At 35.8% G+C, this 17262-nt stretch carries 18 protein-coding genes, 1 tRNA gene and 1 other RNA gene; 4 read left to right on the top strand and 16 right to left on the bottom strand.

The features are described 5' to 3' along the window. Nucleotides 1-27: 27 nt before the first annotated feature. Nucleotides 28-123: signal recognition particle sRNA small type (gene ffs / locus AC6I0I_RS01335), an RNA gene on the bottom strand. A gap of 32 nt (nucleotides 124-155) precedes the next feature. Further along, nucleotides 156-644, bottom strand: coding sequence for a tRNA adenosine(34) deaminase TadA (gene tadA / locus AC6I0I_RS01330; RefSeq protein WP_262950978.1), 489 nt, complete (start codon nucleotides 642-644; stop codon nucleotides 156-158). A gap of 95 nt (nucleotides 645-739) precedes the next feature. Between tadA and AC6I0I_RS01325 the strand changes: the two genes are divergently transcribed. Next, on the top strand, nucleotides 740-952 hold the full coding sequence (locus tag AC6I0I_RS01325) for a heavy-metal-associated domain-containing protein (RefSeq protein ID WP_161832381.1): 213 nt from the start codon (nucleotides 740-742) through the stop codon (nucleotides 950-952). Between the two features lie 124 nt (nucleotides 953-1076). Here AC6I0I_RS01325 and AC6I0I_RS01320 read toward each other — a convergent pair whose 3' ends face one another. Next, on the bottom strand, nucleotides 1077-1445 hold the full coding sequence (locus AC6I0I_RS01320) for a metal-dependent transcriptional regulator (RefSeq protein WP_262950980.1): 369 nt from the start codon (nucleotides 1443-1445) through the stop codon (nucleotides 1077-1079). Between the two features lie 393 nt (nucleotides 1446-1838). On the opposite strand from AC6I0I_RS01320, the gene AC6I0I_RS01315 reads away from it, so the two are divergent. Continuing rightward, a complete protein-coding gene (locus tag AC6I0I_RS01315; protein ID WP_262950982.1) occupies nucleotides 1839-2060 on the top strand; it encodes a FeoA family protein in 222 nt (73 codons plus the stop codon). Between the two features lie 30 nt (nucleotides 2061-2090). Next, a complete protein-coding gene (feoB, locus tag AC6I0I_RS01310) occupies nucleotides 2091-4250 on the top strand; it encodes a ferrous iron transport protein B (protein WP_262951110.1) in 2160 nt (719 codons plus the stop codon). A gap of 45 nt (nucleotides 4251-4295) precedes the next feature. Here the strand turns inward: feoB and AC6I0I_RS01305 are convergent, their stop codons facing one another. The 10 genes from AC6I0I_RS01305 to AC6I0I_RS01260 form a co-directional block, all read right to left on the bottom strand. Then, nucleotides 4296-4859 (bottom strand): VanZ family protein, encoded by a 564-nt coding sequence (locus tag AC6I0I_RS01305; protein WP_262951109.1) that lies wholly within the window; start codon nucleotides 4857-4859, stop codon nucleotides 4296-4298. Between the two features lie 248 nt (nucleotides 4860-5107). Further along, nucleotides 5108-5200, bottom strand: a tRNA-Ser gene (locus AC6I0I_RS01300). Nucleotides 5201-5266: 66 nt separating this feature from the next. Continuing rightward, nucleotides 5267-5866 (bottom strand): thymidine kinase, encoded by a 600-nt coding sequence (locus AC6I0I_RS01295; RefSeq protein ID WP_161832386.1) that lies wholly within the window; start codon nucleotides 5864-5866, stop codon nucleotides 5267-5269. Between the two features lie 151 nt (nucleotides 5867-6017). After that, nucleotides 6018-6917 carry a S66 peptidase family protein gene (locus AC6I0I_RS01290; protein WP_262951107.1) on the bottom strand — a complete coding sequence of 300 codons (900 nt, stop codon included), beginning with the start codon at nucleotides 6915-6917 and terminating at the stop codon, nucleotides 6018-6020. Between the two features lie 21 nt (nucleotides 6918-6938). Further along, nucleotides 6939-8117, bottom strand: coding sequence for a M20 metallopeptidase family protein (locus tag AC6I0I_RS01285; protein WP_262953845.1), 1179 nt, complete (start codon nucleotides 8115-8117; stop codon nucleotides 6939-6941). Nucleotides 8118-8258: 141 nt separating this feature from the next. Further along, nucleotides 8259-9032 carry a MerR family transcriptional regulator gene (locus AC6I0I_RS01280; protein ID WP_262951105.1) on the bottom strand — a complete coding sequence of 258 codons (774 nt, stop codon included), beginning with the start codon at nucleotides 9030-9032 and terminating at the stop codon, nucleotides 8259-8261. Between the two features lie 118 nt (nucleotides 9033-9150). Continuing rightward, nucleotides 9151-9360, bottom strand: a complete 210-nt coding sequence (gene rpmE / locus AC6I0I_RS01275) for a 50S ribosomal protein L31 (protein ID WP_161832390.1) — start codon at nucleotides 9358-9360, stop codon at nucleotides 9151-9153. A 162-nt stretch (nucleotides 9361-9522) separates the two neighbouring features. Further along, on the bottom strand, nucleotides 9523-10782 hold the full coding sequence (gene murA, locus AC6I0I_RS01270; RefSeq protein WP_262951104.1) for a UDP-N-acetylglucosamine 1-carboxyvinyltransferase: 1260 nt from the start codon (nucleotides 10780-10782) through the stop codon (nucleotides 9523-9525). A 550-nt stretch (nucleotides 10783-11332) separates the two neighbouring features. After that, complete coding sequence (gene yfcE / locus AC6I0I_RS01265; protein WP_161832392.1) at nucleotides 11333-11881, bottom strand: phosphodiesterase; 549 nt, start codon at nucleotides 11879-11881, stop codon at nucleotides 11333-11335. Between the two features lie 202 nt (nucleotides 11882-12083). Next, nucleotides 12084-12281, bottom strand: coding sequence for a hypothetical protein (locus AC6I0I_RS01260; RefSeq protein ID WP_497993648.1), 198 nt, complete (start codon nucleotides 12279-12281; stop codon nucleotides 12084-12086). 159 nt (nucleotides 12282-12440) lie between these two features. Here AC6I0I_RS01260 and AC6I0I_RS01255 point away from each other — a divergent pair, with 159 nt between their 5' ends. Continuing rightward, on the top strand, nucleotides 12441-13631 hold the full coding sequence (locus AC6I0I_RS01255) for an IS701 family transposase (protein WP_161832744.1): 1191 nt from the start codon (nucleotides 12441-12443) through the stop codon (nucleotides 13629-13631). Here the strand turns inward: AC6I0I_RS01255 and AC6I0I_RS01250 are convergent. The 3 genes from AC6I0I_RS01250 to AC6I0I_RS01240 form a co-directional block, all read right to left on the bottom strand. Further along, nucleotides 13580-14314 (bottom strand): MurR/RpiR family transcriptional regulator, encoded by a 735-nt coding sequence (locus AC6I0I_RS01250; protein WP_497993647.1) that lies wholly within the window; start codon nucleotides 14312-14314, stop codon nucleotides 13580-13582. The two genes, AC6I0I_RS01255 and AC6I0I_RS01250, sit on opposite strands and share 52 nt — an antisense overlap. Nucleotides 14315-14891: 577 nt before the next feature. Next, a complete protein-coding gene (glnA, locus tag AC6I0I_RS01245) occupies nucleotides 14892-16229 on the bottom strand; it encodes a type I glutamate--ammonia ligase (RefSeq protein ID WP_262951103.1) in 1338 nt (445 codons plus the stop codon). A 249-nt stretch (nucleotides 16230-16478) separates the two neighbouring features. After that, nucleotides 16479-17042, bottom strand: a complete 564-nt coding sequence (locus AC6I0I_RS01240; protein WP_262953867.1) for an ANTAR domain-containing response regulator — start codon at nucleotides 17040-17042, stop codon at nucleotides 16479-16481. Nucleotides 17043-17262 lie beyond the last annotated feature (220 nt).

Here is a 17262-nt window from a genome sequence, read left to right as displayed (position 1 = left end):
CAAGGTTGAGCTAATAAAAAAAACTCTCCTTTGGTACCCTCACCCACATAAAACTAAATGCTTAAGGCTGCTACATTCCTGTCCTGACCTGGTTCACACCGTCCTATTGAATAAGGGTACCAAAAGAGAGTTTCAATTGATACACATTTAGTATATCAATTAGTCTCTTGCTTGTCAATCTTATTTCGTTTTTTTTTCTGTCTTAATTCTTTAAAAAAAGTCGTGAGTAACTGACCGCACTCCTCTTCCATTACACCAGAAATTACTTCACACTGATGATTGAACTGCTGCTCTTCTAACAAATTATAAATAGTCCCACAGCATCCACCTTTCGGATCCTTTGCGCCATAAACAACTTTCGGAATTCTCGATTGAACAATTGCCCCCGCACACATGGGGCAAGGTTCCAATGTCACATAAAGTGTACATTCTTCCAACCGCCATGACCCTAAAGCTTTATTCGCTTCATGGATTGCCAATAATTCAGCATGGGCTGTAGATAACTGACTTGTTTCACGTAGATTATGCGCTCGCGCTATAATTTTATCATCTTTGACAATAACCGCACCAATTGGTACCTCTCCAATGGTTTGCGCTTTCTTTGATTCTTCAATTGCCTGTTGCATAAACTCAAGATGCTCCATATAATCACCCGTTATTAGTTCTTTTTTAATTTATTCTATGATAAAATAAAGAGGTTATCAAGACTAAGTGATAAAGAAAGTCTGAGGTGAGGATGATGGCTAAAACTTTTATGTTAAACGTGGATAACTTAAGTTCGAATGAGGATGAAAAAAAAATTAGAGATTATTTTGAAACTAATTTAGACGGGGTGGAAAAATTAGATATTAATTTATCTTTAAAATTAATTTCTGTTCATTACAATGAGGGGATTGGATCGCCTAAATATATTTTAGATGCTTTTAATCATCTCGGTTATACCGTTCGCTAAACTTATTTTTACACTTTCGTTACTAGGTTTGAGCTCTCACTTCGTGGGGAAGTAGAGTAAAATCAATGATACTTTAATATCAAAAGAGCAAGAATGACCGTTCCATCATTCTTGCTCTTTTTAATTATTCTTTTTGAAATAGACGTTTCATCTGCTCAAATGTTTCATCACTTATAACATGTTCAATTCGACAGGCATCCTTATCAGCTAGATCATCACTAATCTGAAGGGTCTTTATTAAAAAATCTTTAATCAAACAATGACGTTCATAAATCGCTTTGGCTCGATGATAACCCGCTTCGGTTAAACGAATTTGACCATTTCTTTCAATCAAGATAAATCCTGCTTCCTTTAAGATTCGCATTGCCCGACTAATACTCGGTTTAGAAAAATTCAATTCATTAGCTACATCGATTGAACGAACAAAGCCATTTTTTTCATTTAATAGGTAAATAGTTTCTAAATAATTTTCACCCGATTCTTGTAATTTCATATGCCCCCCTAATTAATAAAATCTAAATATCGTTATAATCTTAGCATAATATTCCTCATTTCTTCAACTTTTATACTTCTTATCAGATGAATAGGTAATGGAATATATCATTATTACTCGACATATACTGAATTATCTCAGTTAGCACTTGCTAACCATTTCCTAATTATGTTAACATAAAAGAAAAGAGCTCGGTTAACACTGTCTAACTCGTAAAAACGAGAAGTGCGTATTAACAGATAAATTCTGTTTATGCACAGGTTAAAATCTTTTCAATCATTTTGTGTCCACTGTAAGAAAAGATTTTCTTCTTAATGATTAGGTATGAATACTTAGACTAACATTAACTTCTAATTCACGTGGACCCCAAAAAGTATTTTAGGAGGAATGAAAATGAAAACTTTAAAGGATGTAAAAATAGGTGAGACAGCCATTGTAACAAAATTAAATGGTATGGGAGCCCTTCGACGTCGAATTATGGATATGGGAATTACAAAGGGAACCTCTATTTATTTAAGAAAAGTAGCTCCACTAGGAGATCCCATCGAGGTCACTGTTCGAGGGTATGAACTATCTTTACGTAAGGAAGATGCCGAAAATATTATCGTTAAATAGTTAATAGCCATTAAAAAAGGGGGAATTTTTATGTCATTGACAATTGCTTTAATCGGGAATCCAAACTGCGGAAAAACAACGATCTTTAATGCTTTGACTGGAAGCAACCAATATGTTGGAAACTGGCCCGGAGTTACTGTAGAAAAAAAGGAAGGAAGAGTACGAGATAACAAAAAAATTAAAATTGTTGATTTACCCGGAATTTACTCTCTATCTCCTTATACACCCGAGGAAATTATTACTCGAAATTTTTTATTGAATGGACATCCGGATGTTATTTTAAATATCATCGATGCGTCTAATATTGAGCGTAATCTTTATTTAACAACACAACTGATGGAGTTAAACATTCCAGTCGTCATCTCTTTAAACATGATGGATTTGGTAAAAAAACAAGGGACTCAAATTAATATTTCAAAACTTATCCACACATTAGGGTGTCCTATTATTGAAACATCTGCGTTAAAACAAACAGGACTAACTGAGTTAATAGAGGCAATAGAAATAACAAAGATGCCACCTAAAATGCCTCTTTTTGATACAAATTTGGAATCTTCCCTAAAAGAAATTCAGAATGAATTAAAAAATATAACCGAAGAACCACTCCAACGATTTTACAGTATCAAATTATTTGAACGAGATGTTCATATGATGAAGCAGTTAGAATTATCCACAGATATTCATCAAAAAATTGAAACGATTATCTCAACACATGAATCTTCATTAGAGGATGACAGTGAAAGTATCCTAACGAATGCACGCTATGAATTTATTGAAAGTATCGTTCAAGAATGTGTTAAAAAAGCAAAAGATTCTCAACTAACCATTTCCCATAAAGTTGATTCTATTTTAACTAATCGATGGCTTGCATTTCCTATATTCGCTCTAATTATGTGGGGAATTTATTATATTTCGGTCACTTCCCTCGGTTCTATCGCCACCGATTGGATTAATGATGTTTTCTTCGGAGAGCTCGTTCAAGGAAACCTCTCTTACTTTTTAAAAAGTATCAATACTGCCGATTGGTTAATCGGTCTTATTGTCGATGGAATGGTTGGCGGAGTAGGCGCTGTTTTAGGCTTCGTCCCTCAAATTATAATTTTATTTCTCCTTATTTCTATTCTAGAAGACTGTGGATATATGGCCCGCGTTGCCTTTATTATGGATCGCCTTTTTAGAAAATTCGGGTTATCTGGAAAATCATTCATTCCTATGTTAATTGGATCAGGATGTAGCGTTCCTGCAATTATGGCGAGCCGTACGATTGAAAATGAAAAAGATCGCCGAATGACAATTATCTTAACCCCATTCATTCCTTGTGGGGCTAAGTTGCCTGTTTTCGCCCTTATCGCCGGGGCCTTTTTCCCAACGAAGTCTTGGATTGCTCCATCGATGTACTTTTTAGGAATAGCAATGATTATTTTCTCAGGAATCCTTTTAAAACAAACTCCTTTATTCAAAGGGAATCCAACTCCATTTCTGATGGAACTGCCACCTTATCACCTGCCAGCACTAAAAAATGTGTTGTTACATATGTGGGATCGAGCAAAGGGATTTATCTATAAAGCTGGGACTGTTATTTTTGTTGCCTCAGGTTTCGTTTGGTTCTTACAATCCTTTAACTGGTCATTCGAGATGGTTGATGCAAGAGATAGTATTTTAGCCTCTATCGGTCACGCAATTGCCCCTATTTTTGCTCCACTTGGATTTGGTAATTGGCAAGCAACAGTTGCAACAATGACAGGATTTTTAGCAAAAGAAAATGTAGTTGCTACCTTCGGAATTTTATTTGGCCTTGGTGATGCGATGACGGAAGAGTCGACTGAATTAATAAACAGTTTACCTACTCTTTTCACTCCCTTAAGCGCCTACTCATTTATGGCCTTTACACTCCTAGCCGCTCCATGTTTTGCTGCTATCGGCGCTATTAAACGAGAAATGATGTCGTGGAAATGGACATTAACAGCTATTTTATATCAGACTGGTCTAGCTTATGTTGTTTCATTCATTATTTATCAAGGGGGAATTTTCTTATTAAGACATCAAATTTCTTTAGCTACCTTAGTCATTTCCTTGATTTTACTCGTTATTTTCCTTTTAATTATTAAAAAGCTCATTCGTAATCAGACATCTGGTGGATGTGGTTGCGGATGCAACGGTTGCAAAAAGATATCAAATTGTCGTAAATAAACAAAAAGCCTTCTCCAGATTTCGAGAAGGCTTTTTGTTTCCTCTTTATAGACACGATCGATTTCTTTTTTTATAATAGGTGAATTTAAATAATAGATAGCCCATAAATGTTCCCAAAGTATTTAAAATCAAATCATCCACGTCTGCACTTCGATAGACATAACCTAAGGATAAACTTAATAAAAATTGAACCGCTTCAACACACAAGGACGTGAAGAATCCGCACCAAACAACAGATTGAACGCTCATTTTTTTACTCCAGATAATGGGGACGAGAAAGCCAAGGGGGATAAATAATAAAACATTTAAGAATAGATGCATCAGGGATAAAATTCCTATGTCACCCATTTCGTTAAACGAACGAAGGGGTGTGCTAAACGGAATGAAATTATGATACTGCTCCATCCCATATCGAATACTATCCTCAATTAATTCTCGCTGAATTGGAAATGGGAAAAATACAATTCCAATCAGCGCAATCACATAACAAACAAAAAGAGTTAACCGTGTTAGCTTTTGTCTTGAATAACTCTTATACTTCTTCGTCATGACAAGAAAGAATAAGTATCCTATCAATAAAATAATCGTTGGAAAAAATGCTGTAACCAAATAAATTCCCTCCCTATAACTAATTATAAACGACAACTTTACCTACCATTGACTCGATGCCTGATGTTTTCCATAAATCGTCAGTTTACCGTGCAAATTCCCCCTTATTGTATGGTCTAGCTCATTTTTCTAAACAAAAAACCTTCACAATTAATTGTGAAGGTTTTTTTACCCTACTACTAAGCGTTTATAGTTTGCGACAAAGAATAAAAAAAAATCACACACTTGTGTGAATTATTATCTTTTTATGGCGGAGGAAGAGGGATTCGAACCCCCGCGACGCTTTCACGCCCTGTCGGTTTTCAAGACCGATCCCTTCAGCCGGACTTGGGTATTCCTCCGTATCAACAATATTAATTATACATGCGTACAATCATATTGTCAACATTTTATCTAAACTTTTTTTATTATTTTAAATTTAATGTCGTTGGGCGATCTTTTACTTCATGGCAATGGCGACAACGAGGTTCATAAGCCTCTTTCGCACCTACTTGAATAATAGGATCAAAGTACGAAGCAGGTTTTCCATCGATTAATCGTTGTGATCTTGTCGCTGATGCCCCACATACACTACAAATTGAAGTTAATTTAGTAACAAACTCAGCCTTCGTTAATAAAGCTGGCATATTTCCAAACGGTTCCCCTCGGAAATCTTTATCTAATCCCGCTACAATGACACGAATTCCACGATCAGCTAAGTGTTCAATAACCTCCACAATATTTTCCCCGAAAAATTGAACCTCATCAATAGCAACAGCATAGGTATCTTCTTTAATATAATCAAAAATCTCAATTGGATGCTCAATCGCAATTGACGGCATTTTCAATCCACTATGTGAAACGACTTCATCATCACTATAACGATTATCAATAACTGGTTTAAATAAACAATATGAACGTCGCGCAAAGTCTAAACGCTTTAAACGACGGATTAACTCCTCAGTCTTTCCAGCATACATGCTACCACAAATGGCTTCTACCCAGCCTTCCTGTCTGATATCATACATTTTATCAAAACCACCTTTCATCTTCCTTTTAAAGCAACTTGTCCATTATATCAAACCTCGCCTTTAAGATTCAAGATGTCCCTTTAATTTTCAAATTATTTCCCGGGTATTAAAAAAGAGATAAAATCAACGAAGATTTTATCTCGTTCTCTTATAAACACGTTTTTTTTCCACGGATAGCGATGCGATTTAAGTGAGGAATTAAGGTCACCTCAGCCCCCATTGGTAAAGTGATCATTGGTCGACAATGGCCACTCGGTATATGATGAGCCACCGGCTTTTTATAATCTTTAAAGGTGCGCTCAAGTAATTGTTGTGTTTCTTCTTTATCATGAACGTTAAAGTCACCTAAAATAATCCCTTCTGCTTCCTCCAACTTCCCACTCTGGCTTAACTGCGTTAATAGCCGATCCACCGAATAGGTCGGTTCATCAACTTCCTCGATAAATAAAATTTTCCCTCGCGTTTCAATTTCATAGGGGGTCCCCAATGTCGTACAAATCATTGTTAAATTTCCACCCACTAGTGTCCCAGAAACAGGACGTAAGGTCTCATTGTAGTAAGGAACATCGATAATATCAAAAGTTGTCTCACCCATAATTGTTTCCAAACAGTGACAGGTTGTCAATTCGTCATTTAAAAGTAGGTCTTTAATCATCGGTCCGTGATAAGTCATGAGTTGGTGAGATTGATTAAAGAATAGATGTAAATACGTCACATCGCTATATCCGATAAATGGTTTTGGATAATTTTCAAATTTAAAGTCTTTAAAATACGGAACAATTCGGGCTGATCCGTAACCACCTCTCATACACAAAATAGCGTCAACTCCATCGTCAGCGAACATCATCATAATATCTTCAGCACGCTCCTTATCTGAATGGCCCGCCAAATAATTAATTCGCTCAAAGCAACTTGGAGTCACAATAACTTCAAACCCCATTCGTTGTAACAATTCTTCCCCCTGAAAAATAATGTCTGAATCAAGCGGCCCAGCTGGAGCCACAATCGCTATCGTTCCACCCTTTTTTAATGGTTTTGGTTCAATCATCTTTTCTCCCCCAATTATTAACTATGATAATAGATGAAGTGTCGCTAAAACCTGCAAACAAACCCCTACTTTGATTGCATCCTCATCAATATCAAATGTATTTTCATGTAACATCCCCTGGATTCCCTTTTGTGGATTTGCAGTTCCTAAATTATAAAAACACGATGGGACGGCCTCAGCAAAATAAGCAAAATCCTCGACACCTAGACTCGGATGTTCCATCATGATAACATTGTCGTCCCCTACGACCTGTTTAGCAACATGAGCAACTGCATCCGTGATTGCATGTGCATTAATAAGCGGTGCGTATCCTTCCTCTAAGTAAACATCAGCTATTCCTCCGAATGCCTCTGCGGTATGAATCGCAACTTCTGTCAAACGTTTTTTCATGAAGGCACGCGTCGTTTGATCAAGCGTTCTTAATGTCCCCCTAATTTTAACTTGATCACAAACAACATTCCCCGCTGTTCCTCCTTCTATCATTCCTAAGCTTAAAACTGCAGACTCAAATGGTGAAAGATTGCGACTAACTAAACTCTGTAATGCAGTTACAACATGAGATGCAATTAAAATAGCGTCAATTCCATCCTGTGGGTAAGCCCCATGTGCCTGTTTACCATGAATGTTTAAAAAAATCGTATCGCTCGCCGCATGACATTTCCCATAATGAAAGCCTACCTCACCAACATTCAAAGTTGGGCGAACATGAAGTCCGAGAACGTGATTCACATGTGGATGTTCTAAGCACCCCGCTTGAATCATCTGTTTCGCACCGCCTACTGTCTCCTCCGCAGGTTGAAAAAATAATTTAACATTCCCTTTAAAATCATGTTGTAATTGTTTCAGAATATAGGCTGCTCCTAGTAAAATAGTCGTATGCACATCGTGACCACACGCATGCATTTTACCAGGAACTAAAGAAGCATATGAGGCCCCCGTTTTTTCATCAATCGGTAATGCATCCATATCTGCCCTTAATCCAATTGTTTTATCCCCATATTCACCTTCGATCAATCCCACGATAGCAGTTTCACCAATCAATTGGGAAACTGTAATTCCCCACTCATTCAAATAGTCTAAGACGATCTGTGAAGTTCGATATTCTTCCAAACCTAGTTCAGGATGTTGATGTAAATCACGACGAATAACCACAAGTTGTGGGTAAATGGTATCAACCATTTCTTTTACTTTTTGATACATCCTAAATCCCCCTTATCTATGATAAGATACTCCATTATATGAATGAAGCCTTCAAAACATTACACCCAAATAATCCTTTTATCCACATAAAAAAAGTAGAAAATATCCGCTGTATTTTCTACTTTACGCTCATATTAAAAATTATTTATGCTCTAGTTGCCCAGTATAACATCGAATGGCCTCGGATAAAAAGGTCGTCGCTCCCTGTTTAACTGCCTGATCATAATAAGCAATAAATCGCTCATCCGCTAAATACATCATTGCTAATCCAGCATGCGCCTCTTTACTATAACTTGACCACGTATACTCCAACCATTGACGATGAAGTTGAGCGACTTCTAACCCTTGTTGTCCACAAGGATTCCCCGATTCCATGGCGTGAGCTAACTTATCTAAAATCTCTTCCTCTAAGTCCTTCATTTGATGAAATGATTTTTCATCTAAGTTATTAAATTTTTGGTACGATTGATTAATTACATCCTCACCGTATGTTTGACGAATTTCTTTTCCATACTGTTGTTCATTTTCCTCTAATAGTTGTCTTTTTAGTCCTTTAAATTTTTCACCATCTGACATTTTAATCTCTCCTTTTTTAGCAGCTAATGTTGATACAATATTTTCAATCATTAACTCCAGTTCATCTTTTTGTTCGAGAAGCTTATGATAATGATTTTCCAGCGCTTTAAGTTCATCATAATTCGGATCGAGTAAGATGGATTTAATCTCATGTATACTTATCCCCAACGCTCGATAGAATAAAATTTGTTGTAGCCTATCTACCTCTGCCTCTGAATAAATCCGGTATCCTGTTGGACTGATCCGACTAGGAGATAACAACTTCACCTCATCATAATAGCGAAGTGTTCGTGTACTAATTCCAGCTAGATCGGCAAGTTGACGAATACTATATTCCATCAAAATCATCTCCTTCCTAAACCTATCATATGGGTTGACGTAACGTGAATGTCAACTGTATTTTATTAAAAATAAATAAAAAAAACACCACACATAAGGTGGTGTTTTAAAATCAAAACTATTTTGCATTGATTCCGTATTTTTTGTTGAAACGTTCGATACGTCCATCAGCTTGAGCGAATTTTTGACGTCCTGTGTAGAATGGATGACAGTTTGAGCAAGTGTCAACACGAATTTCTTTCTTAACAGATCCGCTTTCGAACTCGTTCCCGCAAGTTGTACATACGACATTAATACGGTTGTATTGTGGATGAATTCCTTGTTTCATTCTAGTTCACTCCTTCGGCCCTGATTAATTCTTTAATCAGAGAAAGTCTATATAACAATAGAATTATACTAAATTTAAGGAATAGACGCAATAAAATTTTTTATGTTTTCTCAAATTAAAATTTAACAATTGTTATAAAATTAGACAATTCATACAGATTTATTATTCTGTAACATCTTCTCGCCAAACCTTGGCTCCAATATTATTTAACTTATCCTCGATATTTGAATAACCACGATCGATATGGTAAGTGTTTCCGATTTCTGTCACACCATCAGCAATCAGTCCAGCAATCACTAATGACGCACCTGCACGTAAATCAGTCGCTTTTACACGAGCGCCCGATAACTTAGACGGTCCCTGAACAATAGCTGAATTTCCTTGAACCTTAATATTAGCTCCCATTTTATTTAACTCAAAACAATTTTTAAAGCGGTCGGAATAAATTGTATCTGTTACCATCCCAACCCCTGTAGCTTGAGTTAGTAATGTCACTAAAGGTTGTTGTAAATCAGTCGCTAATCCCGGATATGTACTTGTTTTGAAGTCTACAGCTTTCATTTCTTTACGTCCACGTACAATAACATGATCTGTATGCACTTCAATATCGACACCCATCTCACGTAATTTTGCAATTAAAGCCTCTAAATGATGGGGAATGATATTGTCAATTTTAACTTCATCTCCAGCAACTGCCGCCAATGTAATATAAGTTCCTGCCTCGATTCGGTCAGGAATAATAGCATGACGTGTTCCATGAAGTTCTGTTACACCCTGAATTCGAATCTCACCTGTTCCAGCTCCTTTAATATTAGCTCCCATGCCATTTAAAAGGTTGGCTAAGTCAATAATTTCTGGTTCTTTTGCGGCATTTTCAATTACCGTCATTCCCTCAGCTTTAACAGCAGCCAACATAATATTAATCGTTGCCCCAACTGATGCAAAGTCTAAATATATTTTAGCACCTGTTAATTTTTCAGCTTTTAAATGGATAGATCCCGCTTCTTGCGTGATTGTCGCCCCTAATGCTTCAAAGCCTTTTAAATGCAAATCAATTGGACGTGGCCCCAAATAGCATCCTCCAGGCATCCCAATCACAGCTTCTTTAAACTTTCCAAGTAAAGCTCCCATAAAATAATATGAAGCTCGTAATTTATTTACAGCACCTTCTACTAACGGTGTATTGATCAAATGAGTTGGATCTATCGTTAATTCGTCATTATCTATTTCATATTTACCATTTAATTGTTCAATCATCATTCCTAGATGTTCAACATCCACAATCTGTGGAACACCTTCTAAAATAACTGAAGAATCCGCTAAAATGGCCGCAGGAATTAAAGCAACTGTACTATTTTTAGCACTATCAATTCGGACTGTTCCCTTTAACGGGCGCCCTCCTTCTATTTTAATCACTTCCATCGACGCTCTTCCTTTCTGTTTGTACACGAATACCTATTGTATTATATCAAACTTTAGCCTAAGTTGTGAAAGATATTTTATTGTTTTATAGTCTTCAGGACATAATTTATATTAAAATTAATAAAACTTACGTTATCCCAATACAATTCGACAATAAATACCTTTTTTTATTAGAATTTTTTCGAATTTTATCTCTTTTTTAGACATAAAAAAAGGTCCTTCTTCTTCTGTTTATTCTTTTGGGATTAAAAATATCCCCTTTTAGTTGAATTTAATAAAATTAATTAGGTTAATTCGCCCTATTTTTCTATGTCATTCTTACGCCCCAAAAAGGAAGTCCCCCCACTTATAAAGGACAAATAGACATGTCATTATTTAGTTGATACTGAAACAACTAAAAAAAGAAACTAGCTTAACAACGTAAGCTAGTTTCTTCAAAGAGGTGTGTAATCGTAACTATTAATTTAAGGCTTTCTAAACTAAGAGCCTCATGTTTAGTATGGACAAACTTTATTTTCTAACTCTTAAATCATCTCATTTCAGCGATGTTTTAGGTTAATTGAAGTTGTCGATAAATCTGGCCGTCCAATGTCTTGACCTCAAAATGATTATCTTCTAAAATTGCATAAGTCTGTGGATGATTCTCCTTAGGTAAAGTAGCCGATCCAGGATTTAAATAATAAATTCCTTCCTTCTCTTTTAAAATGGGAATGTGGATATGTCCGAATACTAGTGCATCTCCTTTTTGTAAAAACTGAGAAAGTTTGTTCTCGCTATAGAGATGTCCATGGGTAATCATTAATTTTCTATCCTCTAAGGGAATAAAATTATAGTCTGCCATCATCGGAAACTGTAAAACCATTTGATCGACCTCACTATCACAGTTTCCTCGAATAGCTATAATCTGATGTTTTATCTGATTTAATAGTTCGATAACCTTTTGTGGATTATATTCTTTAGGAAGAGGATTACGTGGGCCATGATATAATAAATCCCCCAGTAATACGAGGTAATCCGCTCGCTCATCCTTAAATCGGTCAATGACTTTTTGAGTCCAATAATAAGATCCGTGAAGATCCGAAGCAAACATTAATTTCATTTTATCACTCCTAAAATGTATGTGAATATCTAGTGATTGTTTTAACACTCAGTGAAAAATATTCCATCTCCACTAGGATACGTTTCCTTGCTTTATTCCTATATATGCTCTTTAATTAGGCGACAGTTAAATGTTATTGACACTATAACAACTAATCCAAACTGATAGGGTATTTTCTTTAAGTTTTATCTCATCTAGAGCACTAATTTTTACGATGCTTAATAATTGCATCCGTCGTTTTTAACCTTCTGCTTAATGACTCGTTATACGTCTGTTTAATAATCTCCGTATAGATTAAATCTAACATAAAAATTTGAGGGATTTTAGAAGTGATGGATCCAGTTTCAAATAAGGTTTCCGTAGAATGATATTCTAAATTAATATGTGAGATTCTTTTCAACGTGTTGTCCCCATCCGCAGTAATAGAAACTATTAATGTGCAAAACTACTTCCAATTAATTTCCAGCTATAAAATACCAGTAAAAAAAGAAAAAACATTAACTTAAATCCCTGTATAATTAAGTCTCCTACAACCAATTAACGAGGGGGAATTAAGTTAATGTTCATGGATAGTATTATATCAGATTCAAATTCAATTTTCAAATTTTTAAAACAACTTGATTTAGATTTATTCTTATCTAAACCTCAGTTTAATCATGTTAACCAGTTTCTAAACTTGATGATTCAGGAAAATTATCAGGGGAAAATCTCTGCCGTTAAACACTGTCATCGGACAAGTTTTGGACGATTTTTAACGGATAGTCCTTGGGATGAGGAGGCGATCAGTCACCAGATTCAAACCTATGTTTTATCCTGTATCTATCAGCGTTCTTATCAAACTCAACAACCTATTTACGTGATGGTTGATGATACGACTTGTGTTAAAACTAAACCTTCGTCACGGGCAACACATCCTATTCAAGGATGTAGCTGGCACTTTTCTCATCTTCATCATCAACACGTTTATGGTCATCAATTTGTCGCCTTGATGCTTCAATGTGAGGATTTAATTCTTCCTTATCAAATCATTCCCTATGAAAAAGAGAAACAGAGTAAAATCGAACTCGTTCGAAGAGCTCTGATGGAATTACCCAAACCTCCCTATAAAGGCTATGTCTTAGCGGATAGTTGGTATACGTGTGAAGCTCTCCTTCAAACGGCTAAGCAAGTCGGGTTTCATTATTTAGGAGCGATTAAAACGAATCGAATCATTCTTCCTAAAGGTTACCGTCCCAACGGAATTCAACTGAAACAATTTGCGAAAACATTATCCCTTCATGATCTCGACTTAGTGACCGTCGGATCTGAGCGTTATTATACGTATCTATATAAGGGACGAATAAGAGGGGGACATGTCGTCCAAATCATTTTAAGTTGGCCCCAAACGGCTCCTTTGGAAGAAAAAGCTTTACGTTGTTTTATGAGTCATGATTTGAAAATGTCTGCCAAACAACTACTTAAACACTATACTAAACGTTGGCCTATTGAAATTTTCTTCCGAGAAGTGAAGCAAAATTTCGGAATGGGGAACTATCAAATTCGAACTTTACAAGGGATTAAACGATTGATGTTAATGATTCAATTCGTTTACCTTTATTTAAAACGAATAACGTTAAATAATCGTTGTTTGGGTGACAGTTTACGCCAGTGTCAACGAAAGCAAAAACAAGAATTAGTGAAATTAATTTATCATAAAGCTCAAAAAGGTGTGGAATTAAAAACCATTTTTGAAGAGTTGAAAATTGCATAGGGTAAGTGTATTTTCATTCCTTGGAAAATTTTTCTTAAAAATTGCACATTAATAGTAGAAATAATAGTTACCCCCTGTTCTTTAGCCAGTTGAATAGTTTGAATCAACTCTTCAGTTTCACCCGAGTTGGAAATAGCAATAATAACATCCTGTGGCCCCATAATAGAAGCTAGCATTAACATCATATGACCATCACTCACGGAAAGGGTATTCAATCCAATTCGTATGAGTTTATAGTGAAAATCCATGGCAATAACCCCTGAATGACCAATTCCCATAATATATATTCTCCGACCATCCAAAATGGCGTTCTTACATTTTAGCATCACATCGGAATCCAAATCATCCATCGTTTTTTGTAACACTCCCATCGTTGAATGCAACAGATTTGAGGCAGTGTCAAATATACTTTCATCACAACTGATATTAGAATGGACAATCCCCTTTTCTTCAGAAGTGGACAATTCCTGTGCAAATGTTATTTTAAAGGATTGGAAGTTGTTAAATCCTAACTTTTTTACAAATCGCGTTACCGTTGCCTCCGCAATTCCAGATTCCCTGGCAATTTCAGAAATAGATTTAAAAACAAATTTTTCTTTATTTTTTCGTACATAATCTATTAAAATTCCATCTGATTTTGTTACTTTAAACTGTGGATGCTCTAACTGTTCTAAAATCGCCATCTCTATCACCACTCGAATTTTTTAATACAAGTATACCATAGTTTCTCTAGCCCTGACAGATTTAATACTGATAAAGTACATCTAACATCTCCGTTAGATTGTCGGCCTTCATGCAGATAATTAACGTTAATTTCTGCTCATAAGATAGAGGATTGTTTTTAAAATTCTTCTCTTATGCAGACCCTAATCACTTTTTTTCTAAAACTCTCACTTTCGGATTAAACATATAGATAATCTTAGACCTATCATCAATAAATGATTAAATGATGGTTCCCCTTATACAGTAAGAAGAAAAAGATGTTTTATTTAAACTGATCACCCTAACTTTTTGATTCGGATAAGATCACGTATACCGATTTCTCTCCTAATAATTTTTCTAAAGAAAAAATTATTTACTTTGATGACCCCTAAAAGGATATACAAGAAGTTTCAATTGAGTCAAAAAAAAAACAATGAAGTAGGTACCATTAAGTAACCACTCCATTGTTTTTCTTAATCCTTCCGTTTCCCCCTGGAGGGATTAAGACTAAAACTTATATGAAAACTCCCTATGTTTACCATTTAAAATTGAAACAAATTATAACAAGCTCATATAACGACGTAATTCCCATTCATGAACCGATAAACGATACTCGTCATACTCCGCATGTTTAGCAGCAACAAATTTTTCAAAAATATGATGACCAAGTGCAGCTTTAACCACTTCATCGTCTTCTAATAATTGAAGAGCCTCAGATAATGAACCTGGTAAAGATGTAATGTGGTGTGCATCTAATTCCTCTTGGTTCATTTCAAAAATATTTTCCTCCACTGATGCTGGTGGTGTTAATTTATTTTTAACTCCGTCTAATCCTGAAGCTAAAATTGCAGCTAGGGCTAAGTATGGATTTGCCGATGGGTCAACTGAACGAACTTCTAAGCGAGTTCCAAGTCCTCGAGATGCAGGTACACGTACTAACGGTGAACGGTTCGATGGTGACCAAGCCACATAAACAGGTGCTTCATATCCTGGAACTAAACGTTTGTACGAATTAACCGTCGGATTGGATACAGCCGTAAAGTTACGCACATGCATTAAAATTCCGGCTAGAAAATGATAGGCTGTTTCACTTAACTGTAATTCACCTTCTGGATTATAGAAAGCATTTGTTCCATCTTCATGGAATAAAGAAACGTTACAATGCATTCCTGACCCATTAATTCCCGCAATTGGTTTCGGCATAAATGTCGCATATAGTCCGTGTTTACGGGCAATCGACTTAACAACAAGTTTAAATGTTTGAATTTTATCACATGCTGATAAAACATCGTCATATTTAAAATCAATCTCATGTTGTCCCGGCGCTACCTCATGATGAGAGGCCTCAATTTCAAATCCTAATTTTTCAAGTTCAATGACGATATCTCGGCGGCAATTTTCAGCTAAATCTAATGGAGCAAAGTCGAAATATCCACCATTATCATTTAACTCACGAGTTGGTAATCCATTCTCATCTAACTTGAATAAGAAGAACTCTGCCTCTGGACCTAAGTTAAATTGGGCGAATCCTAATGCCTTCATCTCATCTAACACACGACGTAAATTAGATCGGGGATCCCCTGCAAATGGTGTTCCGTCAACATTATAGACATCACAAATTAAACGAGCAATTTTAGCTTCCCCTGGCGTCCAAGGGAAAATTAACCATGTATTTAAATCTGGATGTAAGTACATATCGCTTTCTTGGATTCGAGCAAATCCTTCAATCGAAGAACCGTCAAACATCATTTGATTATTCAACGCTTTCCCTAATTGTGATAATGGAATTTCAACATTCTTTACCGTTCCGAATAGGTCTGTAAACATTAAGCGAATAAAGTTAACTCCCTCTTCAGTTGCAATACGCAAAATTTCTTCTTTTGTTAAAGTTGCCATTTAAAACTCCTCCTCATCATTTTCATGATAATTATTCTCTCAACTTCATTTGTTTTCCCATGACGGATAATGAACTTCCAATGACTAGGATGTTAATCTTATCTACTTTGATCAAAACTAACAAAAAAGGGGTTCACTAAACTAGTGCCTATAAAAACGCACCGTTTAACGAACCCCATTGTTCATCATCTTATTATTCGATTACTACTTCTTAAAGACGCCCTTGTCTATATTTCCATTATATGAAAGTTATCCTCGAAAATCAACCTTTTTTCTCACTTTTTTTAAAATTATTTCTGCTACCTCTAATTTACTTATCCGAAGTTCCATACTCCTTTTTTGAATATACCGATGGGCCTCATCTTCACTCATCCGCTCATTTTGCTGTAAAGCCTGTTTGGCTAAACGAATCGTTTTTTCCTCTTTTTGAAGTTTCTCTAGATGGTTAACCTTCGATTCTAATTGCCTTACTGTTTGTCCATACTTAACTAAAACACGTAACATCGTTAAAAGGACAACGGGCTGTACAGGTTTCTCGCAAAACTCAAAATAGGGATCTTGACGGTAATAAAACTTCTGATAAGACATACCGACTAATAAAACGGCTTGACGTTGTTGAATTAGAATCTCTACGAGTGAGATAACACTCATTCCTGGTAACTCTTCATCGACAATCACAACTGCGGGTGCTAATGCCTTGCAGCGACGAATCAAATCATATCCATTTGATGCCATCCCGACAACTTCATATCCTGAACTCGTAACCTGGGATCTAATACTTGAAACTAATTTTTCCGATTGCGAGGCAATCATAATACGTCCTCCCATGAATTCACCCTTTTCTTAATCAATAACCCTTTTTTCACCTCTTGAGATAAGGTTATCCTTATTTTTCTCATTCTCTAGATAATCATTTATCTACTATTATCATGCCTTCCCTTGAATTTATTGTCAATAGTTTCCATAAATTTGCAATCATTATTCTAGACTTCTTTGATGAAAAAAAGGAATCGTGCATACGATTCCTAACACA

The sequence above is a fragment of the Turicibacter sp. St.80E1 genome (assembly GCF_059728495.1).
Note: the sequence above shows the minus strand (reverse complement) of the source record. Positions and strands in the feature narration are given on the sequence as shown.